This window comes from Candidatus Liberibacter solanacearum CLso-ZC1 (assembly GCF_000183665.1).
In the GTDB taxonomy this organism is placed as follows: domain Bacteria; phylum Pseudomonadota; class Alphaproteobacteria; order Rhizobiales; family Rhizobiaceae; genus Liberibacter; species Liberibacter solanacearum.
The window spans coordinates 1,116,151-1,140,644 of record NC_014774.1 but is presented as its reverse complement, the minus strand read 5'-3'; the positions used below and the strand labels follow the sequence as shown (position 1 = coordinate 1,140,644).

The window sequence follows — 24,494 nt, the reverse complement described above, 5'->3', positions numbered from 1 at the left end:
ATGTTAAAATTCAAAGACATTTCTATTATGAATGCTGATCAATTAAGGGAGCAGTTGGTTCAGTTGAAAAGAGAGCAGATGTCTCTTCGTTTTCAAAAAGCTACTGGTCAGCTTGAAAAACCTTTTCGTATGAGGGGAATTAATCGCGATATTGCGCGTGTTAAAACTATGATGAATAGTAAAAGTTTTGAGAATAAATCTTAAGGGGATATAAATGCCGAAGCGGGTTTTGCAGGGAGTGGTTGTGAGTGATAAGTCTGAAAAGACTATTATTGTTTTAGTTGAGAGGAGATTTTCGCATCCTCTTTTTCAAAAAACTATCCGTCGTTCCAAGAAATATGCTGTTCATGATAAAAACAATAGGTTTAAAATAGGGGATCATGTTTCTATAGAAGAATGTCCTCCTGTTTCCAAGAGAAAATCTTGGTCTGTGGTTTATACTGAAAGTGCGTAGATTTTAATTTTATTAAGAAGATTTGTGTTTTAACATAGTTTCTTTTGATGAGGTATGTAAGTTGTTATGGCCTCGTATAGTGGTTCGTTTTTTTAGTAAAGAAGGTATATTTAGCAATGATTCAGATGCAGACAAATCTTTCGGTTGCGGATAATTCTGGTGCGCGTTGGGTTGAGTGCATTAAAGTTTTAGGTGGTTCAAAGCGCAAATGTGCTTCTATTGGTGATATGATTATTGTAGCTGTTAAGGAAGTTGTTCCTCGTAGTAAGATAAAAAAAGGTAGTGTTCAGAAGGCGGTTATTGTTCGAGTTAGTTATGGTATTCGTCGTTCTGATGGAAGTGTGGTTCGTTTTGATGATAATGCTGTTGTTCTGGTAAGTGATAAAAAAGATTTGTTGGCTACTCGTGTTTTTGGTCCCGTGCCACGTGAATTACGTATTAAAAGTCATTTAAAAATTCTTTCTTTGGCTGCAGAAGTTGTATAAGGGATTATAGCAATGGAAAAGATTCGTATGGGTGACCGTGTTGTGGTTTTAGCTGGAAAGGATAAGGGTAGGATTGGTCAGGTTACGGGAGTTGTGCGTAAGTCTAGGCGTGCTTTTGTTCAAGGTGTAAATATTGTAAAGCGTCATCAACGTCAGACTCCTAATCAAGAGGCCGGAATTATTTCCAAAGAGGCATCTATCCATCTTTCCAATATAGCTTTGGTTGGTAAGGATGGTAAGAAATTAAAAATTGCCTTTTCGTTTGTTGATGGTAAAAAGATTCGTGTAGAAAAGCGTTCAGGGGAGCGTATTGATGAGTGATTATAAGTATGAGCCGCGTCTGAAAAAAGAATATCGTGAGCGTATTCGTGAAGGAATGCAGAAAGAATTCTCCTATAAGAATGTTATGCAGATTCCAAAAATTGAAAAAGTAGTGGTAAATATGGGTGTGGGTGAGTCAATATCAGATTCCAAAAAGTTGGATTCAGCTGCTTCTGATCTTGCTTTGATAACAGGGCAAAAACCTGTTGTTACGCGTGCGCGACGTTCTATTGCGGGATTTAAATTAAGAGAAGGTATGCCAATAGGAACTAAGGTTACTTTACGTGGCACAAATATGTATGAATTTCTTGATAGTTTGATTAATATGGGCATGCCCCGTATGCGTGATTTTCATGGTTTAAATTCCAAAAGTTTTGATGGTCGTGGTAATTTTTCTTTTGGTATAAAAGAGCATATTATATTTCCACAGATAAACTATGATAAGGTTAGTAGTATTCTGGGTATGGATATATCTATTTGTACGACTACTGGGAGTGACAAGGAAGCCAAACATTTATTAACCTTATTTGGATTTCCATTTCCAAAATAATTTAAAGGAGTTGTGTTTATATATGGCAAAAGTAAGTTTAGTTGAAAAAAATAAACGCCGTTTTAGAACTGTCAACAATCAAGCTTCTAAGAGACTTGCTTTAAAGAAGATACTCATGGATAAATCGGTAACATTGGAAGAAAGATTCAATGCGATGATCCAGTTGGGTTCTTTGCCTCGCAATGGTTCTAAGGTTCGAACTTGCAATCGTTGTGAGGTTTCGGGTCGTTCTCACAGTGTTTATCGAGATTTTAGGTTGTCTCGCTTAGCTTTGCGTGAGTTGGGAAGTGTGGGCAAAATTCCTGGTATTATTAAGTCGAGCTGGTAAGGAATGAAAATAATATGAGTTGTCTAGGAGATATGTTGACCCGTATTCGTAATGCGAATCTTCGACGCAAGCCGTCTGTTGTGATTCCTTTTTCGAGATTACATGCTAGTGTTTTAGATGTTTTACAAGAAGAGGGTTATATTAAAACCTATCGTAGAGTTGATGTCGGCAAAGATCGGATTCAGTTGGAAGTGGATTTGAAATATCATGATGGCGTCTCAGTCATACGTGAAATTAATTGTGTTTCTAAGCCGGGTCGGCGTTTTTATGCTTCCTCTAAAGAGATTCCTCAGGTTTATAATGGATTGGGTATAATGATTGTCACAACTTCGAAGGGTGTAATGGCAGATCATCGTGCTCGAGAATATAGGGTAGGGGGAGAAGTTTTGTGTTCTGTATTTTAAGGTCAATTCTTATTTCGCTTTCTTCTGATTGGAGTTTGTAAAGATGTCTCGCATTGGTAAAAAGAGTATTCAAATTCCTTCTGGCGTAGATGTTGCGATTGAAAATCGTGAAATAAAGGTTAAAGGCCCCAAAGGTCAATTGTCATTTATGGTCACTGATGATATAGATGTTGTTTCTGACAAAGGTATGTTGTCTGTTAACGTCGTTGGTAACTCTAAAGTATCTCGCTCTATATGGGGTATGTCGCGTACTATGATTAGCAATCTCTTCCATGGGGTGACAAATGGTTATCAGCGAAAGCTTGAAATTAGTGGGGTAGGATGTCGTGCTTTCATGGATGGCGCTAACCTGAAGATGAGTCTTGGTTTTTCGCACGATATTATTTATTCTCCTCTTGAAGGGGTTTCAATTTCTGTTTCTAAGTCGACTGAAATTGTTGTTTCTGGTATAGATAAGCAGAAAGTTGGGCAGGTTGCTGCTGACATTCGTTCTTACCGAACTGCTGAACCTTATAAAGGCAAAGGAATTAAGTATAGTGATGAAGTTGTTGTGCGTAAAATAGGTAAGAAGAAGTAAGAGGGAGGCTGGGATGACTATTAAAAAAAAGGCTCTTGCTCGTCGTACTAGTCGTATACGTCGGAATTTAAAGCGTGTGACGAAAGGGCATCTTCGATTGAGCGTTTATCGTTCTTCTAAGCATATATACGGGCAGATTATAGACGATAATGTCGGGCATACTCTTGCTTCGGCTTCCAGTTTGAATGAGCCTCTCCTTTCTTCTTTAAAGACGGGTTCAAATGTAGCTGCTGCTACCGCCGTTGGAAGTCTTTTGGCGGAGCGTGCGGCGAAAGTAGGTGTTAAAGCTATTTATTTTGATCGTGGTCCGTACTTATATTGTGGTAGGATTGCTGCATTAGCTGATGCGGTGCGCAAAGGTGGAATTGCCTTTTGATGATAAGGTATGATGCAGTTTTTGTTGTTTTTTAGAAGGGAATCGTAAAAGATGGCGCAAAAAGAGCGTTCTCAGCGTGATAATTGGCAGAATCGTGAAGAACGTGATAATAGTATTATTGATCGAATTGTTTCGATCAATCGTGTTTCCACCGCTCTTCCAGGCGGACGCAGGTTTGCTTTTTCCGTTTTGGTTGTTGTAGGGGATACTAAGAGCAAAGCTGGTTTTGCCCATAGTACTGCTCGGGAAGTTCCGGAGGCTGTTCGAAAAGCAACTGAGGCGGCTAAGCGGAATATGGTTTCTATCTCATTGTTAGATGGGCGTACTTTGCATCACGATGGTTTGGGGCGTCATGGAGCTGGTAAAGTTCTGATACGGTCTGCTATGCCTGGTACTGGTGTTATTGCCGGTGGGGCTATTCGTGCGGTTTGCGAAGTTCTGGGTGTGCATGATATTGTTGCTAAATCTATTGGTTCTTCTAATCCCCATAATGTGGTGCGTGCTACTTTTAAAGCGCTTCGTTCCCAATCTCATCCAAGAGATATTGCTAATCGTAGGGGGATAAAACATTCTCTTCTCCAGGCAAGGCGCGTTGTTTCTTCGAAATCTAAGGTTTCTTCTAATCATGGTGAGGATAAGTAGGTGGCGCTTTCTTCTGAGGTAAAAAAAATAACTGTTAAGCAGGTTGGAAGTCCTATTCGTCGCCCTTCTGTTCAACGTAGGATTTTAGTCGGATTAGGCTTGAACAAGATGAATCGTTGTCGTGTTTTGGAGGATACTCCTTCTGTTCGTGGAATGATTCACGCTGTTCGTCATCTTGTTCGTATTGTTGAATAAAGATAATTAAGGTTTGTGATAAAATGAAGTTAAATGAAATTAATTGTGACAAAGGATCTCGTAAGGCGAGGAAGCGAGTTGCGCGTGGAATTGGTTCTGGCACGGGAAAGACAGCTGGTAGAGGCGTTAAAGGGCAAAAATCTAGATCTGGTGTTAGCGTTCGTGGCTTTGAAGGTGGGCAGATGCCTTTATACAGGCGTTTACCAAAACGTGGTTTTGTAAACATTGCTGCTTCAAAATTTGTCACGGTTTCATTGGGACGATTGCAGGCTTATGTGGATCAGGGTAAGTTAGATTGTTCGTCGGAAATAGATGAAAGCGTTCTTGTGTCTTCCGGGCTTATAAAGTCTTCTCAAAAAGGGGTGCGCGTTTTATCTGATGGTGATTTGAAGGTAAAATTGATTTTGCGTGTTACGGGTGCTTCAGCTTCTGCAATTTCTAAAGTTGAGAAATTGGGCGGTACGGTTCATCGTTTGGAAATCCCGCGTTGATTGTTTTTATATACGATTGATTTTAGATATGAGTTGCTCTAGTTATAAATGACGATTATGTTTTATCTTTTGGATCCTTTTTTTTTTTAGTTTTAGTAATTTATTTTACGATTATAAGATCTGAGGTTTTTTATGGTGTCTGCAGTAGAGCAATTCGTTTCTAATTTGAGTATTTCTTCGTTTTCTAAAGCGAAAGATTTAAAATCTAGAATTGTATTTACTCTCATTGCTATTGTGGTATATCGTTTAGGTACTCATATTCCTTTGCCAAGTATTGATCTTGTTGCTTATACGAAAGCTTTCCAGTCGAAGAGTGCCGGAATATTTGGTATTTTTAATATGTTCTCAGGAGGAGCTGTTGAGCGTATGGCAGTTTTTGCATTGGGGATCATGCCTTATATTTCTGCTTCTATTATTGTCCAGTTGATAGTTGCGATGGTTCCTTCCCTTGAAAGCCTTAAGCAAGAGGGAGAGCAGGGGCGTAAGATAATAAATCAGTATACTCGCTATGCTACTGTTTTTTTGGGTATCATACAAGCTTATGGAATCGCGATTGGTTTAAAGAATGGGCGAGGCATTGTTTCCGATTCCGATTCTTTCTTTGTTTTTTCTACCGTTGTTACCCTTCTTGGTGGCACTATGTTTCTTGTATGGTTAGGAGAACAGATTACTTCACGGGGTATAGGAAATGGTATCTCTCTAATTATTTTTAGCGGTATTGTTGCTGGCTTACCTTCTGCTTTTATTGGTGTTCTGGAGCTTGGAAGAGTGGGAAGTATTGCTACTCCCTTGATATTGTTAGTTTTTGTTTCCATTATTTTAGTGATTGCTTTTGTTGTTTTTTTTGAAAGGGCACAGCGTCGCTTGCTTATTCAGTATCCAAAGCGTCAGGTTGGAAATCGTATTTTTCCAGATGACGTTTCTTATTTACCCCTAAAATTGAATACTGCTGGTGTTGTACCGTCGATATTTGCCTCTTCTTTGTTGTTATTGCCTGCTACTATTGTGGGTTTTGTTGATGTCAGTTCGTCTCCAGAATGGGTTATTAATCTGGTTGGCGCCTTAGGTCATGGCCAATTATTATATATGGTGTTATATGCCGCATCGATTGTTTTCTTTTCTTTTTTTTATACGGCTATTGTTTTTAATCCGATAGAAGCGGCTAATAATCTGAAAAAGCAAGGTGGGTTTCTTCCGGGTATTCGACCTGGAGATCGTACTGCAGAGCATATTGATTATGTATTAACACGAGTTACAGTTGTTGGGGCGTTATATCTTGTGTTTGTTTGTATTCTTCCAGAAATTTTAGTTTCTGTTACGGGAATACCTGTGTCGTTAAGTGGGACTTCTATTTTGATTATTGTCAGCGTTGTCTTAGACACGGTAATGCAGGTTCAAGGGTACTTGATTGCGCAGCAGTATGAGGGCCTTGTTAAAAAGTCTAAACTTCGGAATAGGAAGAAAGGTTCATGAGAATTATATTTCTAGGCCCTCCAGGAGCTGGAAAAGGGACGCAAGCTGCCCGCTTATCTCATAAATTGAATATTCCTCAATTATCAACGGGTGATATGCTTCGTGCAGAAGTTAGTAAGGGTACTTTTATTGGTAAACAAGTTAAAAATATTATGGAATCTGGACATTTGATTTCAGATAGTATTGTTAATCGAGTAGTTTGTGATAGAATAGGTCATTCTGACTGTTCTGGTGGTTTTATTCTTGACGGCTATCCTAGAACTGTGGATCAAGCTCAGAATTTGCAAATTATTGTTTCTGGTATGAATTGTTGTATAGACGCAGTAATCGAGTTGCAAGTTGATGATTCTCTTATGTTTAAGAGAATAGAAAGCCGTGTTTCGAAAGCAATTTCTTCTGAGAAGTCTGTGCGATCAGATGATAAATATGATGTTTTTATTAGGAGAATGGAAGATTATCGTAGAGTAACAGTTCCTCTTTCTTCCTATTATCGTGATAGGGGTTGTTTGCATGTAATTGATGGAATGTTAGATGCGGATACAGTATCAAGGGATATTGACTCTCTTCTTGTTTCTATAGAGGGGAAATGCTGTAGGAGTTGATTATTTTTGTTTATTTCGTTAGGTTCGCATTGAGGTAACTTTTTGTTATATTAATGTGGAATTTTATGTATCTATAATATTAAGGAAGGAGATGTTAGTGTGGCGCGTATTGCTGGTGTCAATATACCGAGTACAAAGCGTGTAGTTAGAGCGCTTTGTTATATACATGGTATTGGTTTCAAGAGTTCGCAGGATATTTGTAATAAACTGGGGATTTCTCCTGAGCGTCGTGTTCATCATTTGGTAGAATCGGAGATTATTAAGATTCGTCAAGCTATTGAGCAAACTTATCAAGTCGAAGGTGATTTGCGTCGAATGACTGTTATGAATATAAAACGCTTGATGGATTTGGGTTGCTATCGAGGTTTGAGACATCGTCGTAATCTTCCTGTGCGTGGTCAGCGTACGCGTACAAATGCTTGTACTAGAAAAAGATCTGGTAAGGGTGGTGGATCTGTTAGGAAAAAATAGTTTTTCTTTTTTGAATTTTAATAATAGAGGAGTTGAATTTGCTTATTAGTTTGGGATGTTTTAGGAGAAGAGATAGGGAGGTGTTGTGATGCCCAAGAGTCCTGCCCGTGTTCGGAATCGTGAGCGGAAAAATATAGTTTCTGGTTGCGCTCATGTGGTGTCAACGTTTAATAACACTAGGATTACAATAACAGATCCTCATGGTAATACCATTGCTTGGTCTTCTCCTAAGGTGGTTGGTTTTTCTGGGTCACGTAAAAATAGTCCATTTGCTGCTCAAGTTGCGGCAGATGATTGTTCGGCAAAGGCTCAAAATCATGGTATGTCTTCGTTGGAAGTTAAGGTAAGTGGATTAGGTGCTGGGCGTGATTCTGCTTTGCGGGCCTTACGTGCTATTGGTTTTACCATTGTTTCTATCTGCGATGTAACTATGATAGCCCACAATGGATGTCGTCCGCGTAAAAGACGTCGCATTTAAACCTCTTTTGTGTGTTTTTCCATTCAGTTTAGCATTTTGATTTACGCTAAATCTTTCGATTGGTTGTTGGTGATTTTAAAAAGGTTGATGATATGATCCAGAAAAACTGGCAAGAATTAATTAAGCCAAATAATATTGAATTTACAGTTCTTGGTCATGAGGAAGAAAATAGGACTATGGTAGTCGCTGAACCTTTTCCTCGTGGCTTTGCTCATACTCTTGGTAATGCGCTTCGTCGAGTATTGCTATCGTCGTTGCGTGGTGCTGCGATAACTGCTGTCCAAATTGATGGGGTTTTGCACGAGATTTCTTCTATTAAAGGGGTTCGAGAAGATATAACTGATATTATTCTTAATATTAAAGGTATTAACTTGAAAATGTCTTCTGATTCTTCCAAGCGCGTAACTATTTATAAGCGTGGTCCTGGGGTTGTTACGGCAGGAGATATACAGACTGTTAATGATATTGAAATATTGAATCCAGACCATGTGATTTGTAACCTTGATGTGGATGCAGTGGTTCGCATGGAGTTGACAGTTTCTAAGGGGCAGGGTTATGTTCCTGCTAAACATCATAGGACAGAAAATGATCCTATTGGTTTAATTACGATTGATGCTTTATATTCTCCGATTAAAAAAGTTTCTTATAAGGTAGAAAGTGCGCGTGAAGGGCAGATTCTTGATTATGATAAATTAAATATGATTATTGATACTGATGGTTCTATCGGTGGAGAAGATGCGGTTGCTTTTGCCTCGCGTATTTTACAGGATCAATTAAATGTATTTATAAATTTTGATGAGCCTACAAAGGAAGAAAAAGAAGATATGGATGTAGATCGTCTTCCTTTTAATCCTGCTTTATTGAAAAAAGTTGAAGAATTAGAGCTTTCTGTTAGGTCTGCTAACTGTTTGAGAGGCGATAATATTATTTATATAGGTGATTTAATTCAAAAAACTGAGGCTGAGATGTTGCGTACTGCTAATTTTGGTCGTAAATCTCTTTTAGAGATAAAAGGGGTTTTGGCAACTATGGGATTGTTTCTTGGTATGAATTTGCCAGATTGGCCTCCTGAAAGTATAGAAGACTTGGCTAAGAAATATGAAGACAAGTGTTAAGATCAAATTATTTTTTTAGGTAAAGAGGAAAGTTGTAATGCGACATGCTATAAGTGGAAGGAAGCTGAATAGAACTTCCAGTCATCGTAAGGCGATGTTCTCGAACATGGCTACTTCTCTCATTTTGCATGAGCAGATTGTAACTACCCTTCCAAAAGCGAAGGAGTTGCGTCCAATTGTTGAGAAGTTAGTAACTTTGGGGAAAAAAAGTAATCTGCACTCTCGGCGTTTGGCGATATCTAGGATTAGAGATGTTGGAGTTGTTTCCAAGTTGTTTGATGTGATAGCTTCGCGTTATGCTAATCGATCTGGAGGTTATTTGCGGATTATGAAGGTTGGATTTCGTTATGGTGATAGCGCTCCTATGGCTGTGATTGAATTTGTTGATCGAGATATTTCGGCAAAAGGAAAGAGCATAGATGCCCCTCCTAAAAAAGGTAAAAAATGATAATTTTTTGATATTTTTTGAATATTTATGTGTTCTATTAGAACAAGTTATCAAGAAGATTATTGCAAATCCTATTCTTGAGGATATGGGCTTTCATTATATTCCATGAAGGGTATATTTTTTATAAGATGGGATGCGTGTTTTACGTTTTTCAGGATAGTTTAGTTTGTCATTTTTTTTATACGTACGTGTGAGCGAGAAGTGTTTTCTTCGTGATATTTTTTCGTATTCGGGATGTAGATAGGCGGAGGTGTTTTGTCTAAAAATATAAAAAAAGTTGTCCTTGCGTATTCAGGTGGCCTTGATACTTCAATCATATTAAAATGGCTTCAAGTGGAAAAAGGTTTGGAGGTTGTGGTTTTTATCGCTGATCTTGGTCAAGGAGAAGAATTAACAGCAGCTTGTGATAAAGCTAAATTACTTGGCGCAAAAGAAGTTTACGTTAAAGATCTACGGAGAGAATTTGTTCGTGATTTTGTGTTTCCTATGTTTAGAGCTAATGCTTTATATGAAGGGTGTTATTTATTAGGTACGGCTATTGCTCGTCCTCTGATTTCTAAATATCTGGTTGATATTGCCCGTGAAACAGGAGCGGATGCGGTTGCGCATGGCTCTACTGGCAAGGGAAATGATCAAGTACGTTTCGAATTATCTGCTTATTCTTTGAATTCAGATATAGAAATTATTGCTCCATGGAGACATTGGGATTTTAAAGGTAGGCAAGATCTTCTTGAATTTGCAGAAAAGAATGCGATTCCGATAGATAAGAATAAACGAGGAGAAGCGCCGTTTTCTGTAGATACTAATTTGTTGCATTCTTCTTCGGAGGGAAGGGTTTTAGAAGATCCATCGGAACCAGCGCCTGACTATGTATATAAAACCACTATATCTCCTGAAGAGGCTCCAGATAGTCCGACTTTGATTAAAATTGATTTTCAAAGAGGTGATCCTGTTTCTATCAATGGTGAGCTTATGCCGCCAGAAGTTTTGTTAGATAAGTTGAATCAATATGGTTCTTCTAATGGCATTGGTCGTATTGATATAGTGGAAAATAGATTTATTGGAATTAAATCTCGAGGAGTGTATGAAACTCCTGGAGGAACGATTTTGCTACATGCTCATCGTGCTATTGAATCAATTTCTTTAGATTCAGGGGCTGCTCATTTAAAAGATGAATTGATGCCTCGATATGCGAATCTTATTTATCAGGGCTTTTGGTTTTCTCCTGAAAGAGAAATGTTGCAAGCTCTGATTGATAAGAGTCAAGAATATGTGCAAGGTACTGTTGCCCTGAAGCTTTACAAAGGAAATGTAATGGTTGTTGGGCGTGAGAGTAATCAGTCCTTATATTTAGATAAGCTTGTAACTTTTGAAGATGATTTAGATACTTATAATCAAGGTGATTCAGAGGGTTTTATAAAATTACAAGCTTTGCGTTTGCGTACTCTTGCAAGGCGTAAAAAAGAATCCAAGCCATTATAATTGAAAGTATCTTAATCTTTTTATTGATTAATTAAGGTCTTTTTATTTTGGATGGGATCTTTTCGTTAAATACATTGAGATGGGAGATTGGAAATCAATTCTTTCGTTCTGTGATGTTGTTGGTTTGGTTTTTATAATATGAAAGATAGGAATATATGCAGATTCGCAATGTGGCTATTATTGCTCACGTAGATCACGGAAAAACAACATTGGTTGATGAGCTTCTTAAACAGTCGGGATCTTTTCGTGACAATCAGCGTGTTAGTGAACGTGTTATGGATTCTAATGATTTAGAAAAAGAACGGGGTATTACTATCCTTGCAAAAGTTACTTCTATTTTGTGGAACGATGTTCGTATCAATATAGTTGATACTCCTGGCCATGCTGATTTTGGAGGGGAAGTTGAGCGAATTTTATGTATGGTAGAAAGTGTGGTTGTATTGGTTGATGCTGCAGAGGGACCTATGCCACAAACAAAATTTGTTGTTGGTAAAGCTTTAAAGTTAGGTCTTCGGCCAATAGTGGTAGTTAATAAAGTAGATCGTTCTGATGCGCGTTCAGAAGAAGTGATAAACGAGGTTTTTGACCTTTTTTCGTCTTTAGATGCGACTGATGATCAATTAGATTTTCCAATTCTTTATGGCTCTGGTCGTATTGGATGGATGAGTGATTCACCTGATGGTCCACAAGATCAAGGGCTAGCTCCTCTTTTAAACCTTATACTTGACCATGTTCCTCCGCCTGTTGTTGGTGATGGGGGATTCAAGATGATAGGAACTATTTTAGAAAAAAATCCATTTTTAGGGCGTGTTATAACGGGTCGTATTCATTCTGGGGCTGTAAAGCCTAATCAAAATATTAAAGCACTTGGCCCTGATGGTTCTTTAGTGGAATCTGGTCGTATTTCTAAGATTCTTGCTTTTCGTGGTATTGATCGTCAACCAGTTAATGAAGCATATGCGGGAGATATAGTTTCTATTGCTGGATTGGTTAAGGCAACGGTAGCTGATACTTTTTGTGATTTATCGGTTGATGAACCATTAGAAGCCCAGCCGATTGATCCTCCAACTGTGACCATGACATTTCTTGTCAATGATTCTCCTTTAGCCGGTAGCGAGGGAGATAAGGTCACGAGTCGTATGATACGAGATCGTCTTTTTAAAGAGGCTGAAGGGAATATTGCTCTTCAAATTGAAGAAAGCGATTTAAAGGATTCTTTCTTTGTCTCCGGTCGAGGAGAGTTGCAACTGGCTGTTTTGATTGAAACCATGCGTCGTGAAGGTTTTGAGTTAGCTGTTTCGCGTCCTCGTGTTGTGATAAAAAAAGAGGGTGATACTATTTTAGAGCCTGTGGAAGAAGTAGTTATTGATGTTGATGAGCAATATTCTGGATCAGTTGTGCAGAGAATGACTTTGCATAAATCTGAAATGATAGAATTACGTCCTTCAGGGGTAGGACGTGTTCGTCTTGTATTCCTTGCTCCTACTCGTGCTTTAATAGGATATCACTCGAAACTATTGACGGATACACGCGGTACAGCAATTATGAATCGTTTGTTCCATTCTTATCAACCTCATAAGGGGGAAATAGGCGGTCGTACTAATGGTGTTTTACTTTCTAATGAAGAAGGTAAAACAGTTGCATATGCTTTATTTAATCTGGAAGATCGAGGTTCGATGATTGTGGAGCCTGGCGATAAAGTATACAAAGGTATGATAGTTGGAATTCATAATCGAGAAAATGATTTAGATGTAAATGTCCTTAAGGGGAAGAAACTGACTAACATGCGTGCTTCGGGAAAAGACGAAGCTGTTAAGTTAGTTCCCGCTATTAAGATGACGTTAGAACAATCTTTGTCATGGATACAAAACGATGAATTAGTTGAAGTAACGCCGAACTCTATCCGTTTAAGAAAGATATATTTAGATCCTAATGAACGTAAGAGAAAAGAAAAGTCGATCAATAAGGAATATGGTTTTTAACATTGTTCTCCAAAGAATAAGAGTATGATTTTCTTATGATAAGAAATTTTTTTGTTTTTGCTTGAGTAAAGAGATGGTTATTTTTTTATAATTGTCTCACTCAATATATATTCAAAGTAAAATAATGAGTGTTTAAGAGAGAGAGGAGTAAAGCTTATGAAATTAGATGCTATTTCTATTGGCTCAAATCCACCAGTAGATGTTAATGTTTTTATTGAAATTTCTCTTGGTGGACATCCAATCAAATATGAGATAGATAAGAAAAGTGGTGCTCTTAAAGTTGATCGTTTTGTTTCCACTTCTATGCTTTATCCGGGGAATTATGGTTTTATTCCACATACGCTTTCTGATGATGGCGATCCCATTGATGTTATCATTTATAATTCAGAACCTATTTTGCCAGGTTCTTTCATAAGTGTACGCCCTATTGGTGTTATGAAAATGGAAGATGATGGAGGTATGGATGAAAAAATATTTGCCGTTCCGTCAAAACATATCACTAGCTTATATGAATCGATTCAAAGTTATGAAGATGTTCCGAGTTTTCACTTGCAAAAAATAGAGCATTTTTTCAAGCATTATAAAGATCTTGAATCAGGAAAATGGGCTAAATTAGATGGTTGGGAAGGAGTAAAAAGTGCTCACAAGATTATATTAGAAGCTATTGAAAGAGGGGCTAAAGAGTAACAGGATTATTTCTTTTAAATAATTCAATGATCTCTTTACAATCTTTGTCAATATAGATCTTCTTGATAGGAGAAGAGTGCTTGGAAAGCATCTTCAAAGATGATTTATTAAGAGATAATCTCTCCGCAAGTATAGTAAGCATGGCTTTATTTGCTTTGCTTTTTTTGGAGGGGCGTGTACTTTCATTTTAATATAAATAGTATCGTTTTGCAGTATTGCAAACGATACTATGCCACTTTGCTTGGCATTAGGTAAAAGATGAATAGTAATGTCGCACATGAAGGTTAGACCTACTTTACACAACAATGATTCATTGCATAAGAGCTATCAAGCCGTTTTGCAAAATATATATTATCAACAAGAGAATTAGATATGATAGGTCTATGTGTAAAGAGTTTGTTACAGCTATAGGTATAATCTTTCGTATTATTATTAGAGGTGGTTCTGTAATACTATGGAGTAATTGTGTGACTAACCTGACAAAAAAATTAGATGTATTGACTATGTTATAAGAGCAGAGAAAAGAGATTATAATGTTTATGAAAAGTATTTGACTGTATAATTCTAAAAATAAGTGCATAATTTTAAAAAAAAGTTCATGTTATTTCTCCGTTATTTTTAAAATAATTGCAACAACAGTCTTGTACTATAGGGGATAAAATAAAAAAACCAAGTTATTTTTCTATTGTCGATGTTGTTATTTTATATTAGAAAACTAATCTTTTATAATCTCAAGTTATAGGACAAAATTGCCTTATTACATTTTATTTTTTTCTGCTTTTCGATTGATATGCTCAAAATTTTCTTCATTAAAACTTCTTAACATTTGTACAGATGAAAATGCTCGTATATTCCCATTTTAAAATAGAATATAGATAGAAATTAACTTTTTGCATTAATTTGTCATTATCAAAGGTAATTTTTTTTTATATTTCGTCAATAATTTTACGTTTGTTGGGCGAAAAGATATGCGCTATAATTATGATAATTAATATTTCTGTATCTATGAAGGTTGCTGATAAGTTACTTTTTGCTACATTTCCCTATATATTAGGTTCTAAATTACAAAAAATTGAATCTATTAACCTTAATAAGTTTATTTTTATTAAAATATAGAATATAGAATATCACACCAGAACTAAATAAAAACAAGCCGTACAAAGGCATCTATTGTTACTGTATTAATCGATCTTTTTTAACAATCATTAAGGAGATCTTTATTACGAATATATTTTCTAGAAAGTCAATAGATGTGAGAGAAATGAATTGATGAAGTTTTTTTAATAGAAAATTTCAAAGATCTATTTTCTCTCGTTCTGTATGGTTTATAAGGATGTCTTATGAGCGAGCAATTTCGGATGGATAATTATAAAAGAAAACACGTACTTGAGTGTCTTGAAGATATGCGTCGTAAACTTTTAGATCGCACTGTACAAAATAAATTGCTAAATTTTCGAATAGATCATCAATGTGCATTGCGGATTTTTAACACGTCACCTAATCAGTTATATCAGCAGATTTTTAGAGAAGAGGTGATGCAGTTTATGCCATTGCCTATGCCTACTAAAAAGCAAGCTCGGGAAAATGGTTTGTCAGATGTTGATAATTATCATGATATAGATGAACAAGCATGGATTGAGAAGTTAGGTTTTAGTATTATTTATGATTTGCCCGTAGAATATAAATTGGATGATGAAGAGAAAAACCATCAAACACTTCGGAAGATCAGAGATTTCATTTGTGAAGATATCAAAACCTCAGATGATCCGATAGATATAAATGGGTTAGAAAAGAAAACAGGGATAGGTTTAAAGGAGTTAAATTCTCTTATACAGAACTATGGTTATGACGATATAGAAGATTTGGAACGTGCGGTTAGGGATAATAAGCCCTTGAATTTACCTCATTATCAGAATCATTTGGCAGATAATCAAATACAAACTGCTTATTTTCAAGACAAATTAGAGTTTGTATTGCGAGCAATAAATGAAAAATCACAGAGTTCTATTAGAGAAACAGGCACTTCTATACTTTATGTTGTTTTGGGTTTTCTTGAATGGTATGAAGCAGATGATTATGAGAATCCACGATTAGCACCTCTTTTTACGATTCCAGTTTCATTAGAAAGAAGAAACTCTGCTTCTCAATCAAGCCTTAGCCAATATCAGTTGCGTTATACAGGTGAAGAAATACTTCTGAATTTTTCCCTTAAAGAAAAACTACAAAGTGATTTTGGGATTATTTTGCCGCCGATTGAAGAGGGTATGTGGCCAGAAGATTATTTTCTTCAAATTCAGAAAATTATAGAAGAAAGCAAACCACATTGGGCGGTACGTCGTTATGGTGTGTTAGGATTACTGAATTTTAGTAAAATGTTGATGTGTCTTGATCTTGATCATCTACGATGGGCAGAAGGGGATGATAATATTCTGAACCATGACATTATCCAGCGTCTTTTTGTTGCGCAGTCACGTGATCATGATAAGGAGACTACGTGTGCTAATCAGGATACGGAGTATAATATTGATGAGATAGAGGGAATTCATCATAATTTTCCGTTGATTGATGATGCCGATAGTTCTCAGCATAGTGCTTTGATTGATGTAATGAATGGTAAAAATTTGGTGATTGAGGGTCCTCCGGGTACAGGAAAGTCACAAACTATTACCAATATTATTGCTAATGCAATGTTGCATGGAAAAAAAATCCTATTTTGTGCTCAAAAAATGGCAGCCATTGAAGTGGTGAAACAGCGTTTAGAAAAGGCTGGTTTGGGAGATTTTTGTCTGGAACTGCATAGTCATAAGGTGCATAAACGGGCGATTCTTGATGATCTTCGTAAACGTATTGACAATAGAAACCTACAGAAAAGTCCAAAAGAAATTGATGTAGAAATCACCCGCTATGAAGAATTAAAGGGACAATTAAATCAGTACGCTCAAGAAATTAATCAAATCTGGAAGAACACTGAGTTAAGTATTCATCAGATTTTAATGGGATCTGCTCGTTATTGTCATAATTTACCATTAGATCCTGCACAATTACATGTGGAAGGATTGTCGGGAGAAAATGCAGATCGTTTGTTACTCTCACGCCTTGAAGATCAAATTAAGGCATTTAGGGATGTTATTATAGAATTTCACAAGCAAGCTGGGGAGAGTATGGAATTGATGAACCATCCTTGGTATGGTGTGCATAGTTCTGATATTCATGTATTAAATTATCGTAATGCTCTTTCTTCTTTAAGCAATTGGCAAACTGCGTTGATTGATTGGCAAAAAAGCCACGAATCTTTTTTAGAAAAATATGGCATCCACAATCAACGTCAGCAATTATTATATTGGCAAGGACAGTTTATAAATGCGGTTGAGCAAGTTCCTACTTTGCCTCAATTGGTTTGTTTTGAAGCCTTTAAAAAACTTGATGATGATTCTATTGCATCTATTCAACAATGGATTGAAGATTTTAGTCATATACGAGATGATTTTGATGATATAAAAACTTATCTAGCTCCTAAGAAAATAGATGATTTGAAAATTGGCAAGGAGATATCCTTTTCATTTGATTTATCCGAAGAATTTGGTATTGACGCAGAGAGTTCTTTCAAGGATATAAGTAAAATTATCTCTTCTTTACAGAAGATGAAGGTATCATGCGAAAAATATTGGGAATCATTTTCGGGATTGATCCAATGCTTCCCTCCAGTATTTGCTCAGAATATTCGTGCTGATCGCCAAGGTTTTCAAAATGCTGTTTTATTGATGGATTTGGCGGTTGAATTGCCGGTATCGTTGTTGCGTTTGAGGGATAGTTTTTTTGATAATAGTGGCATAGATTCGGTGTTAGAAGATTTAGCGGAACGATTGGATTCGCTAAATATTCTTCAAGCCTCTTTAGAAGATGTCTTCAATATCAAAAAACTTCCCGATGCGAAGGTTTTGCAAGATCTTAATAAAGAACTTCACTCATCTGCGTTGTTTTCTTCATGGAGTTCGTCATGGAAACAAGCAAAAAAATCTCTTTTGAGTTTAGCAAAGAATCATAGTATTTCTTGGAAAAAACTTTATGCGCAATTACCTAATGCCCATCAATTTGTCGTTGAAAGAGATAAACTTGAGAAGAAAAATTTTAGCAAGATATTAGGAGAACATTACCGCGGATTATCGACGGATATTGGAGCTTTGATCAATATAAGAGAGTGGTATCGCAAGGTTCATCAAGTTTGGAAAGATCATTCAGGTTTGGATGATGTCCTCATCAATGGTTTTTTAATGCTAGACAGCCAACTTTTCAAAGGGATCCAAAAACTTCATCGTGAAGAATTAGGTCAAAAAATAACTAAAGTTCTTGATAGGATTATAGAGCTTGAACAAGTTCTTCCCAAACAAAAAGAATTACAAGAGCATTCTGCTATCTTTGTTGGAGAGGATAATATTTTTCATTCTCTTATTCAAAAATTATCTCATAGTTTTGAACCTTTGCAAAGCTGTTTCAATGGAGATGATATTTTGTTGCAGAAAGCCAAAGAGATAGGTGAAAAACTGCATCAAATACAGCATAAAAATATTGCGTTGGAAGAAAGATCATTAATCAAATGTTTTTTTGGAGAAAAAATTAAACCAAGTGTTTTTGCTTCGAATAGTAAGGAATCGGCTCATTCTTTAGAGGTTATCAATAGCACTTTGGAATTCATAAGTTCTATTAAAAAACAGGTTCTTTTTGATGAATTGATGGAAGGGATCAATCATATTAATGATCGTCATTCTTATGATATTTTCATAAAAGATCTCAAAAAATTGAGAATTGTTTGGCAAAAACAGATTAAAAAACAAGATTCTTTTATACAAGATACGCAATTAGATTTAGCACAATGGACATTGCGTTGTAATGATAAACTTCTTACATTGATTGCACGTAATGCCGATGCTATCAATAAACCACGCTGGTTAAATGGGTGGATAAACTTAATGCATATGGTTCACGATATGCAGGGTAAGGGATTGAAGGCCATCCAGGAAGCAATCTTTAATAATACGCTTGATGTTAAACAGTTAGAATCAGGTTTGTTAGCAGCAATATATCATCAACTTTCTCGCGAAATTTTGACAGAAAAACCGCATCTAATGCATTATTCAGGTGTTCAATTCACAGCAAAACAAGAAAGGTTTCGCGAATACGATAAAAAATTGCAGATTCTTCAAAGACAGCATATTGCTAGCGTGATTGGTAATCAGAAAATCACCCAAGGTATTTCAGGAGGGCTGAAATCTGATTATACCGAGCTATCTTTGATTCGCAGTGAATTAGGGAAGAAATCTCGGAATATCCCTATTCGGCAATTGATTTCTCGTGCTAAGAATTCTCTTCTTCAGTTGAAGCCTTGTTTTATGATGAGTCCGATGTCTGTGGCTAATTATCTAGAGCCTAAGGATATTAAATTTGATCTTGTCATTATGGATGAATCTTCGCAGATCAAACCAGAAGATGCTTTAGGGGTTATTGCTCGAGGAAAACAAGTTGTGGTTGTAGGGGATCCAAAACAGTTGCCTCCTACTAGGTTCTTTGACCATGATGGTGAGCAGGGAGATTATGATGAAGAGGTAGCGGCAGTTAGTCAGACTGAAAGTATTCTAGATGCATTATTGCCTTTATTTTCTATGCGTCGTTTGCAATGGCATTATCGATCACTCAATGAAAATCTTATTGCTTGTTCTAATTATCATTTTTATGATAACAGCCTTATTGTTTTTCCTTCTCCATATACTAACGTAGAAAGATATGGAATTGGCTTTACTCATGTGAAAAATGGGATGATAATTGATCAATATAACCCTGAAGAAGCTCGAGTTATTGCGCTTGCTGTGAAAGATCATGCCATGCAACATCCTACAGAATCTTTAGGAGTGGTTGCAATGAATGCAAAACAACGTGATCAGATTGAAAATGAAATCAATAAATTATGTCGCAAGGATAGTGCGATAGGAAAAGCGATTAGCAATTTGCGTATGCATTCTGATCCTTTCTTTGTTAAAAATCTAGAAAACGTTCAAGGAGATGAACGAGATAGAATTTTTATCTCGTTTACCTATGGTCCGAATGAACCAGGTGGGCGTATTTTCCAACGCTTTGGTCCTATTAATTCGGATGTTGGATGGAGGCGTCTTAATGTTCTGTTTACCCGTGCTAGAAAACGCATAGATGTTTTTAGTACGATGCGGTATTTAGATATTATGGTTGATGCAGATTCGAAGCTTGGTATTCGGGTAATGCGTGATTTCCTACATTTTGCTGAAATGGGACATATGGAGCATTCCCTTAAGAAAAATACAGAAAAAATAGATAGTGATTTTGCAATGTCTGTCAAAGAAGAACTTAAAAAAGTTGGTTTCGATTGTGACACTCAATTAGGAGATATGGGATTTTCCCTTGATGTTGCTGTATATGATCCATCTAATCCAGGATATTATTTAATGGGAATTGAGTGTGATGGGGCAATGTATAATTCTGCTAAATCTGCGCGGGATAGAGACCGTTTACGACAAGAAGTTTTAGAACGGATGGGTTGGCGTATTCGACGTATTTGGTCTGTAGATTGGTTTAGCAACCCAGATGAAGCTATTGAACCGATCATTCGTGAATTACGTCAATTAACAAAAAAAAGTAACCATGCGCATGATATAAACGAAAATGAAGCGACATGATGTTCCTTTATAAAATATATTTCAAGGAACCTGATCGTGTCGTATACTAAGAAAAACAGTAAATGACTAATGAGGAAAATCAGTCATCATTGATGTAATGCTATTATTCGTAGGTAGTTTGATCTTTTGGTTGTAGTGAGTAATGGGTGATTCCATATTTCTCAATATTGCATCTGTTTTTCAATTTTACTTCTTATTAGATTGAATCAATTCCATATGCGTAATATGCTGTTGTTGTGCAAGTTTTATATTAGGGATGTTGAAAGAGTAGAAACAAGATACACTTGGCAAGTTGTTTAGATCTTTATTGTTTCTTTGTGCATAGAAGTATTTCTCTAGATTACTCATTTTATTGAGGGAAAATGATAATTGACGGGAAATTAAAGGACAACTTTATTTTTTTCTGCATTTTTTTATCCTGACAAAGTAAATACATGAAAGGCTTGATTTATGTGTATCATGAATTTTCTAGTACAACATATTTCTTTGGTAGCTTTTTAAACTATGGTTTTCATCAGTAATCCTTCACCAAAAAATATTATGTCCTTGAATCAACAAGTAGAACGATCGCCAGGTTTTGTACATTTGCAAGTACATTCGTCATATTCATTATTGGAGGGAGCTCTTTCTTTAAATAATATTTTGGATAAAGCTATTGCAGATCAACAGCCTGCTATTGCCATTACTGATACGAACAATCTTTTTGGAGCATTGGAATTTTCGCAAAAGGCTTGTTTAGCTGGTATTCAGCCTATTATTGGATGTCAGATCGAGATTGATATGCAAGATGGTTTAGAGGTCACTCATAAGGGAAAATCATTTTTCCCAGAGCTACCATCTATTGTTCTTTTAGTATCCAAGGCTGAAGGTTATCAAAGATTAATTGAACTTGTAAGCCGTATGTATCTTTTGAATCAAGGGCATAAATCTGTTCGTATTTATTTCTCTTGGTTGCAAGAGATAGGAACAGAAGGGCTTATTATGTTAACAGGCGGGAGTTCTGGTTCAATAGATAGAGCTTTCTTGTTTAATAATCCTCAAATAGCGGAAAAAAGACTTCTTTCTTTTAAAAATATTTTTGGTAATCGTCTCTATGTCAATTTGCAGCGTCATAGGGGATACGATCGTTATCGTGAAAGTCAAGTCATTCAATTAGCTTATAAGCATGAATTACCCTTGGTCGCAACCAATAATGCGTTATTTCTATCCCAAGAAGATTATGATGCGCATGATGTATTGATGGCAGTTGCACATTCAACTGTGATATCTCAAGAAGATCGTCCACGTGTAACGCCTGATCATTATTTAAAGAATCGTGCTGAGATGTTGTCTATGTTTGCAGATTTGCCAGAAGCTTTGGATAATACTGTGGAAATCGCTAGGCGTTGTTCTTTTATTCTTCAAGTGCATAAACCAATTTTGCCACGTTTTATTGACAAAGAATGTGATGATTTTGAAAAAATAGAAGAAAATGAATTGCGAACAAAAGCTATAGAAGGATTAGAAACACGTCTTTCTCAAGGGATAATAGCTAAAGGATACAGTGCGCAAGATTATAGAAAACGTCTTGATTTTGAGTTGGATGTAATCGCACGTATGAAGTTTTCTGGATATTTCTTGATCGTTGCGGATTTTATACAGTGGGCTAAAAAAAACAATATTCCAGTAGGTCCTGGGCGTGGTTCAGGAGCTGGTTCTGTAACTGCATATGCTTTGACGATTACCGATATTGACCCTTTACGTTTTTCACTACTCTTTGAACGATTTTTAAATCCAGATCGGATGTCTATGCCGGATTTTGATATTGATTTTTGTCAAGATCGACGTGATGAAGTCATTCAATATGTGCAAAATAAATATGGGCATGAACGGGTTGCTCAAATTATTACTTTTGGATCTTTACAAGCGAAAGCTGCGTTGCGTGATGTTGGACGCGCCTTACAGATGCCTTATTCTCAAGTTGATCGTCTTTGTAAGTTAATTCCCAATAATCCAGCACATCCTGTATCTCTTAAGCAGGCTATCGCCGATGATTCTCGCTTTCAAGAAGCAATCTTAGATGATCCTTTTGTAGATCGTCTTCTTGAAATTTCTCTGAAATTAGAAGGGTTATATCGACATGCATCTACTCATGCAGCGGGTATTGTCATTGGTGATCGTCCCTTATCTCAATTAATTCCTATGTATCGTGATGTACGATCCGATATTCCTGTCACACAGTTTAATATGAAATGGGTTGAAAAAGCTGGCTTAGTTAAATTTGATTTTTTAGGTCTTAAGACGCTGACTGTCTTGCAAAAAAGCCTAGATTTACTAGAGCAACGAGGAATAAAAGTTGATCTATCGTTGATTCCTTTTGATGATCATGAGACTTATCATCTTTTAACAAAGAAAGGAACGCTGGGGATATTCCAATTGGAAAGTTCTGGAATGCGTCAGGCTTTGGAAGGTATGCAACCAGATTGTATTGAAGATATTATTGCTCTGGTTTCGTTATATCGTCCAGGTCCAATTGAGAATATTACGATTTATAATAATCGCAAAAATGGAAAAGAAAAAATTGTTTCTATTCATCCATTAATTGATTCTATTTTAAAAGAAACACAAGGAGTTATTGTTTATCAAGAACAAGTTATGCAAATAGCCCAATTGCTTTCAGGATATTCTCTCAGTGAAGCAGATGTTTTGCGACGTGCGATGGGGAAGAAAATTAAAGAAGAAATGGACAAACAGAAAGAGCGTTTCGTTTCTGGAGCAAGTAAAAATGGTCTCAGCAATATAATGGCTGTGAATATTTTTGAACTGTTAGCAAAATTTGCAGATTATGGATTCAATAAATCGCATGCAGCGGCCTATGCGGTTATTTCTTATCGAACTGCATGGATGAAAACGCATTATCCTGTTGAATTTTTAGCTGCTTCCATGACTTTGGAAATGGATAATGTAGAAAAGATTAAGAAATTTTGTCAGGATGCTCGGCAATTTAATATTCAAATTATTCTTCCATCTGTTCAGACTTCGTGTGTGGATTTTGAAGTAGGAGAAAAATGTATTTATTATTCTTTGGCTGCTATCAAAGGAGTGGGAACGATAACAGCCCATCATATTATGACAGTGCGTGCAGATAAACCTTTTGAAAGTTTAGAGGATTTTTGTTCGAGAGTTGATTCAAAACAATTAAATCGTCGAGTATTAGAAAGTCTCATTTTTGCAGGGGCTTTAGATTGTTTTGGCTATAGTCGCGAGCAATTATATCAATCACTTGATAATATTCAAAAGTATGCGCAGTGGATTGAAAAAAATCGTACAAATGATCAAGCAAATATCTTTGTTGATGAGGAGGGATCTTTTTCTGAAAAAATTTCCTTGGAAGAGTTTTCGGTTGAGAATTCTTCTGCGCGATTTGAACATGAAAGGCGGGTATTAGGTTTTTATTTTTCAGGACATCCTCTTGATGTTTACAAGGCAATATTGCAAAAAATGGGTATTAAGAGCTATGAAGAAAGTATTGCTTCTGTCAAAGAGAGTATTATCAGATTAGCAGTGATGGTGATGTCTAAAGAACAAAAGAAAACACGAAAGGGATCTAGAATAGGTTGGGTTACTTTTTCTGAGCCGGATAAGGAATATGAGGGGATCTTTTTTCCAAACTATAATAGTAGTAATAGAAAAAAAACATCCAATAAGAATCGTGATTTTCTGACACTTGAAGATTGTTATGATCATTCGATAGAAAGAAAATTACAGGAAGCAGAAGAAGATCCTAATTTTTTATCGGTGCAAGAACAACGGAAGTTAGAAAAGAAAAAACCTTATTTATTAAGAGAAAAAAATCCGTATATTATTTTTGTTTCTCAAGAAGATATGGTTTCTGTAAAAAGAGATTCGGTTCGTTTATTGTTGGTGCAATCTCTGAAAAATAAATCCATGGAAATGTTAGTTTCTCTAAAAATATATCTTCAGGATCATAGCCCCCTTACAGAGATTCATAAATATTTTCAGAATCGTCAAGTTCAACATCATGATAAACATGGTAAGATAGATTTGGTTTTTGTTAGGTTGCAGGAAGAAATTGAACTAGAAATAACGCTTGATCAATATCCCATATCGTTGGAAATTTCTTTCGATCTTGAGCATATTGCGGGTATAATGAAGGTTGTTCCAATAATACGTGATGAAAGTTAAACATAAAAATTGTTTTCCACGATACTATCTTGATATTTTGGAATAGA

The 24,494-nt window shown here is 36.3% G+C and carries 24 protein-coding genes; 23 read left to right on the top strand and 1 reads right to left on the bottom strand.

Going from position 1 to position 24,494, the window contains the following annotated elements; genetic code table 11:
• The 21 genes from rpmC to ppa all read left to right on the top strand — a co-directional run bounded on the left by rpmC (position 1) and on the right by ppa (position 13,561).
• On the top strand, positions 1 to 204 hold the full coding sequence (rpmC, locus tag CKC_RS05155) for a 50S ribosomal protein L29 (RefSeq protein ID WP_013462466.1): 204 nt from the start codon (positions 1 to 3) through the stop codon (positions 202 to 204).
• A 10-nt stretch (positions 205 to 214) separates the two neighbouring features.
• Positions 215 to 454: a 30S ribosomal protein S17 gene (gene rpsQ, locus CKC_RS05150; protein ID WP_013462465.1), complete on the top strand. Its 240-nt coding sequence runs from the start codon at positions 215 to 217 to the stop codon at positions 452 to 454.
• A gap of 116 nt (positions 455 to 570) precedes the next feature.
• Positions 571 to 939 carry a 50S ribosomal protein L14 gene (gene rplN, locus CKC_RS05145; protein WP_013462464.1) on the top strand — a complete coding sequence of 123 codons (369 nt, stop codon included), beginning with the start codon at positions 571 to 573 and terminating at the stop codon, positions 937 to 939.
• Between the two features lie 12 nt (positions 940 to 951).
• Positions 952 to 1,260, top strand: coding sequence for a 50S ribosomal protein L24 (gene rplX, locus CKC_RS05140; protein ID WP_013462463.1), 309 nt, complete (start codon positions 952 to 954; stop codon positions 1,258 to 1,260).
• Positions 1,253 to 1,810, top strand: a complete 558-nt coding sequence (gene rplE, locus CKC_RS05135) for a 50S ribosomal protein L5 (protein ID WP_013462462.1) — start codon at positions 1,253 to 1,255, stop codon at positions 1,808 to 1,810. The genes rplX and rplE overlap by 8 nt, the downstream gene beginning before the upstream one ends.
• A 22-nt stretch (positions 1,811 to 1,832) precedes the next feature.
• Positions 1,833 to 2,138: a 30S ribosomal protein S14 gene (gene rpsN, locus CKC_RS05130; RefSeq protein ID WP_013462461.1), complete on the top strand. Its 306-nt coding sequence runs from the start codon at positions 1,833 to 1,835 to the stop codon at positions 2,136 to 2,138.
• Between the two features lie 14 nt (positions 2,139 to 2,152).
• Positions 2,153 to 2,542, top strand: coding sequence for a 30S ribosomal protein S8 (gene rpsH / locus CKC_RS05125; protein ID WP_013462460.1), 390 nt, complete (start codon positions 2,153 to 2,155; stop codon positions 2,540 to 2,542).
• Between the two features lie 43 nt (positions 2,543 to 2,585).
• Positions 2,586 to 3,119, top strand: coding sequence for a 50S ribosomal protein L6 (gene rplF / locus CKC_RS05120; protein WP_013462459.1), 534 nt, complete (start codon positions 2,586 to 2,588; stop codon positions 3,117 to 3,119).
• Between the two features lie 13 nt (positions 3,120 to 3,132).
• The gene (gene rplR, locus CKC_RS05115; RefSeq protein WP_013462458.1) at positions 3,133 to 3,495 is read left to right on the top strand and encodes a 50S ribosomal protein L18; all 363 of its coding nucleotides are present in this window, start codon (positions 3,133 to 3,135) and stop codon (positions 3,493 to 3,495) included.
• Between the two features lie 51 nt (positions 3,496 to 3,546).
• The gene (gene rpsE / locus CKC_RS05110; RefSeq protein WP_013462457.1) at positions 3,547 to 4,137 is read left to right on the top strand and encodes a 30S ribosomal protein S5; all 591 of its coding nucleotides are present in this window, start codon (positions 3,547 to 3,549) and stop codon (positions 4,135 to 4,137) included.
• Complete coding sequence (rpmD, locus tag CKC_RS05105) at positions 4,138 to 4,332, top strand: 50S ribosomal protein L30 (protein ID WP_013462456.1); 195 nt, start codon at positions 4,138 to 4,140, stop codon at positions 4,330 to 4,332. It begins immediately after the preceding gene.
• 23 nt (positions 4,333 to 4,355) lie between these two features.
• A complete protein-coding gene (gene rplO / locus CKC_RS05100) occupies positions 4,356 to 4,823 on the top strand; it encodes a 50S ribosomal protein L15 (protein ID WP_013462455.1) in 468 nt (155 codons plus the stop codon).
• A 132-nt stretch (positions 4,824 to 4,955) separates the two neighbouring features.
• Complete coding sequence (gene secY / locus CKC_RS05095) at positions 4,956 to 6,296, top strand: preprotein translocase subunit SecY (RefSeq protein WP_044054145.1); 1,341 nt, start codon at positions 4,956 to 4,958, stop codon at positions 6,294 to 6,296.
• Positions 6,293 to 6,898: an adenylate kinase gene (locus CKC_RS05090; protein WP_013462453.1), complete on the top strand. Its 606-nt coding sequence runs from the start codon at positions 6,293 to 6,295 to the stop codon at positions 6,896 to 6,898. Before secY ends, CKC_RS05090 begins: the two co-directional genes overlap by 4 nt.
• 99 nt (positions 6,899 to 6,997) lie before the next feature.
• Entirely contained in the window at positions 6,998 to 7,369 is a 372-nt protein-coding gene (rpsM, locus tag CKC_RS05085) for a 30S ribosomal protein S13 (protein ID WP_013462452.1), read from the top strand.
• A gap of 88 nt (positions 7,370 to 7,457) precedes the next feature.
• Entirely contained in the window at positions 7,458 to 7,847 is a 390-nt protein-coding gene (gene rpsK, locus CKC_RS05080; protein ID WP_013462451.1) for a 30S ribosomal protein S11, read from the top strand.
• A gap of 92 nt (positions 7,848 to 7,939) precedes the next feature.
• Entirely contained in the window at positions 7,940 to 8,962 is a 1,023-nt protein-coding gene (locus CKC_RS05075) for a DNA-directed RNA polymerase subunit alpha (protein WP_013462450.1), read from the top strand.
• A 37-nt stretch (positions 8,963 to 8,999) separates the two neighbouring features.
• Positions 9,000 to 9,410: a 50S ribosomal protein L17 gene (gene rplQ, locus CKC_RS05070; RefSeq protein ID WP_044054143.1), complete on the top strand. Its 411-nt coding sequence runs from the start codon at positions 9,000 to 9,002 to the stop codon at positions 9,408 to 9,410.
• Between the two features lie 255 nt (positions 9,411 to 9,665).
• Complete coding sequence (locus tag CKC_RS05065; protein ID WP_013462447.1) at positions 9,666 to 10,892, top strand: argininosuccinate synthase; 1,227 nt, start codon at positions 9,666 to 9,668, stop codon at positions 10,890 to 10,892.
• Positions 10,893 to 11,047: 155 nt separating this feature from the next.
• Entirely contained in the window at positions 11,048 to 12,874 is a 1,827-nt protein-coding gene (gene typA, locus CKC_RS05060; protein ID WP_013462446.1) for a translational GTPase TypA, read from the top strand.
• Positions 12,875 to 13,030: 156 nt separating this feature from the next.
• The gene (ppa, locus tag CKC_RS05055) at positions 13,031 to 13,561 is read left to right on the top strand and encodes an inorganic diphosphatase (protein ID WP_013462445.1); all 531 of its coding nucleotides are present in this window, start codon (positions 13,031 to 13,033) and stop codon (positions 13,559 to 13,561) included.
• Positions 13,562 to 13,871: 310 nt separating this feature from the next.
• Here ppa and CKC_RS06005 read toward each other — a convergent pair whose 3' ends face one another.
• Positions 13,872 to 14,141, bottom strand: a complete 270-nt coding sequence (locus CKC_RS06005) for a YggT family protein (RefSeq protein WP_080550999.1) — start codon at positions 14,139 to 14,141, stop codon at positions 13,872 to 13,874.
• Between the two features lie 760 nt (positions 14,142 to 14,901).
• On the opposite strand from CKC_RS06005, the gene hhe reads away from it, so the two are divergent.
• Complete coding sequence (hhe, locus tag CKC_RS05045; RefSeq protein WP_013462442.1) at positions 14,902 to 20,262, top strand: DUF4011 domain-containing anti-phage protein Hhe; 5,361 nt, start codon at positions 14,902 to 14,904, stop codon at positions 20,260 to 20,262.
• Between the two features lie 540 nt (positions 20,263 to 20,802).
• Positions 20,803 to 24,447 carry a DNA polymerase III subunit alpha gene (dnaE, locus tag CKC_RS05040; RefSeq protein WP_244392012.1) on the top strand — a complete coding sequence of 1,215 codons (3,645 nt, stop codon included), beginning with the start codon at positions 20,803 to 20,805 and terminating at the stop codon, positions 24,445 to 24,447.
• Positions 24,448 to 24,494 lie beyond the last annotated feature (47 nt).

Excerpts from the sequence above, each read along its gene's own strand:
- rpmC (WP_013462466.1), top strand. The coding sequence starts at position 1 with ATGTTAAAATTCAAAGACATTTCTATTATGAATGCTGATCAATTAAGG.
- rpsQ (WP_013462465.1), top strand. The coding sequence starts at position 215 with ATGCCGAAGCGGGTTTTGCAGGGAGTGGTTGTGAGTGATAAGTCTGAA.
- rplN (WP_013462464.1), top strand. The coding sequence starts at position 571 with ATGATTCAGATGCAGACAAATCTTTCGGTTGCGGATAATTCTGGTGCG.
- rplX (WP_013462463.1), top strand. The coding sequence starts at position 952 with ATGGAAAAGATTCGTATGGGTGACCGTGTTGTGGTTTTAGCTGGAAAG.
- rplE (WP_013462462.1), top strand. The coding sequence starts at position 1,253 with ATGAGTGATTATAAGTATGAGCCGCGTCTGAAAAAAGAATATCGTGAG.
- rpsN (WP_013462461.1), top strand. The coding sequence starts at position 1,833 with ATGGCAAAAGTAAGTTTAGTTGAAAAAAATAAACGCCGTTTTAGAACT.
- rpsH (WP_013462460.1), top strand. The coding sequence starts at position 2,153 with ATGAGTTGTCTAGGAGATATGTTGACCCGTATTCGTAATGCGAATCTT.
- rplF (WP_013462459.1), top strand. The coding sequence starts at position 2,586 with ATGTCTCGCATTGGTAAAAAGAGTATTCAAATTCCTTCTGGCGTAGAT.
- rplR (WP_013462458.1), top strand. The coding sequence starts at position 3,133 with ATGACTATTAAAAAAAAGGCTCTTGCTCGTCGTACTAGTCGTATACGT.
- rpsE (WP_013462457.1), top strand. The coding sequence starts at position 3,547 with ATGGCGCAAAAAGAGCGTTCTCAGCGTGATAATTGGCAGAATCGTGAA.
- rplO (WP_013462455.1), top strand. The coding sequence starts at position 4,356 with ATGAAGTTAAATGAAATTAATTGTGACAAAGGATCTCGTAAGGCGAGG.
- secY (WP_044054145.1), top strand. The coding sequence starts at position 4,956 with ATGGTGTCTGCAGTAGAGCAATTCGTTTCTAATTTGAGTATTTCTTCG.
- CKC_RS05090 (WP_013462453.1), top strand. The coding sequence starts at position 6,293 with ATGAGAATTATATTTCTAGGCCCTCCAGGAGCTGGAAAAGGGACGCAA.
- rpsK (WP_013462451.1), top strand. The coding sequence starts at position 7,458 with ATGCCCAAGAGTCCTGCCCGTGTTCGGAATCGTGAGCGGAAAAATATA.
- CKC_RS05075 (WP_013462450.1), top strand. The coding sequence starts at position 7,940 with ATGATCCAGAAAAACTGGCAAGAATTAATTAAGCCAAATAATATTGAA.
- rplQ (WP_044054143.1), top strand. The coding sequence starts at position 9,000 with ATGCGACATGCTATAAGTGGAAGGAAGCTGAATAGAACTTCCAGTCAT.
- typA (WP_013462446.1), top strand. The coding sequence starts at position 11,048 with ATGCAGATTCGCAATGTGGCTATTATTGCTCACGTAGATCACGGAAAA.
- ppa (WP_013462445.1), top strand. The coding sequence starts at position 13,031 with ATGAAATTAGATGCTATTTCTATTGGCTCAAATCCACCAGTAGATGTT.
- CKC_RS06005 (WP_080550999.1), bottom strand. The coding sequence starts at position 14,141 with ATGCACTTATTTTTAGAATTATACAGTCAAATACTTTTCATAAACATT.
- hhe (WP_013462442.1), top strand. The coding sequence starts at position 14,902 with ATGAGCGAGCAATTTCGGATGGATAATTATAAAAGAAAACACGTACTT.
- dnaE (WP_244392012.1), top strand. The coding sequence starts at position 20,803 with ATGTCCTTGAATCAACAAGTAGAACGATCGCCAGGTTTTGTACATTTG.